General features: G+C 65.3%; 1 protein-coding gene. It reads left to right on the top strand.

Going from position 1 to position 1,589, the window contains the following annotated elements:
• Positions 1–1,589: autotransporter-associated beta strand repeat-containing protein (locus AB4Z37_RS32895; protein WP_441520866.1), on the top strand; the 1,589-nt coding region annotated here is incomplete at both ends.

Here is a 1,589-nt window from a genome sequence, read left to right as displayed (position 1 = left end):
CGTGACCTTCGCCGACAATACTGCGCTCTCGATCGTCGCAGGCACGAACAGCCCGGCGCTGTCGGCCGGCAGCGTTTCGATCGGCAACGGCGTCGCTTTCAACATCAGCGGCATCAGCACCGCGAGCCAGCTCGACAAGGTGCTGATCGACACCCGCTCCGGCATCAGCGGCGACTTCGCCAATGTCACCGTGGGCGGCTTCAGCGGCACGGTGGACTACCTGACCGTCTCCACCCACAAATCGGCCGACAGCCTGCAATATCTCGCCAGGTATGGCCTGAGCTGGTTCGCCGGCAATAACCTCGCGCACGGCACCTTCACGCTGGCCAACCCGACCGACAGCTTCACCGTCGGGACGGCGCTCACCGACCAGGCGGCCAATCCCGCGACAGGCTGGAACGGCACGTCGCTGACCAAGGCCGGGGCGGGCACGCTCACCCTGACCGCGACCAATACCTATTCGGGCGGTACGACGATTTCGGCGGGCACGCTGCAACTCGGAAACGGTGGGAATACCGGCTCGATTCTTGGCGATGTGCTCAACAACGGCACGCTCGCCTTCAACCGCAGCAACACGATGACCCTCGCCGGCAATATCACGGGCAGCGGCGCGGTACAGCAAATCGGCTCTGGCACCACGATCCTGACCGCGAACAATACCTATGGCGGCGGCACCACGATCTCCGCCGGCGTCTTGCAGATCGGCAATGGTGGCCTCACGGGCGCGATCACCGGCGATGTCGTCGACAACGCAAAGCTCGCCTTCAACCGCTCCGACGCGGTGACTTTCTCCGGCACCATTTCCGGCAACGGCTCGCTGCTGAAGCTGGGAACGGGGACGCTGACGCTTTCGGGCAGCAACAGCTACATGGGCGGCACGACGGTCGCAGGCGGCACGCTGAGCATTTCCTCGGATGGCAATCTCGGCAATGGCGGCACGCTCGCACTTCTGAACGGCACGACGCTGGCCTTCACCCAGGGCGGCGTCTACACGCACGCCATCACGGTCGGAGGCGATCCGACCTTCAGCGTGGCCAAGGGCCGGACGGTGACGCAGAGCGGCGCGATTTCGGATGGGTCAAGCCCCGGCAACGTCGTGAAAACCGGCGCGGGCACGCTGATCCTGACCGCGAACAATACCTATACTGGCGGCACGATGATTTCGGTCGGCACGCTGCAACTGGGCAACGGCGGTGCCAGCGGCTCGATCGTTGGCGACGTCTTGAACAACGACACGCTCGCCTTCAATCGCTCGGACATCTCGACCTTCGCTGGCAATATCTCCGGCCGCGGCGCAGTGCGGCAGATCGGCTCGGGCACAATGATCCTGACCGGCACCAACAGCTACACCGGCGACACCCTTGTCTCCGGCGGCCGGTTGCAGTTCGGCAACGGTAGCGCGGGCGGCGCTAACACGCTTGGCGGCAACGTGAACGTGATCGCCGGCACGCTGGCGATCCAGACGCCGGCGACCGTGAACGTCGCGCAGACCGTGACCTTCGCCGACAATACTGCGCTCTCGATCGTCGCAGGCACGAACAGCCCGGCGCTGTCGGCCGGCAGCGTTTCGATCGGCAACGGCGTCGCTT

Source organism: Bradyrhizobium sp. 2TAF24, assembly GCF_052115025.1.
GTDB lineage: Bacteria > Pseudomonadota > Alphaproteobacteria > Rhizobiales > Xanthobacteraceae > Bradyrhizobium_A.
Note: the sequence above shows the minus strand (reverse complement) of the source record. Positions and strands in the feature narration are given on the sequence as shown.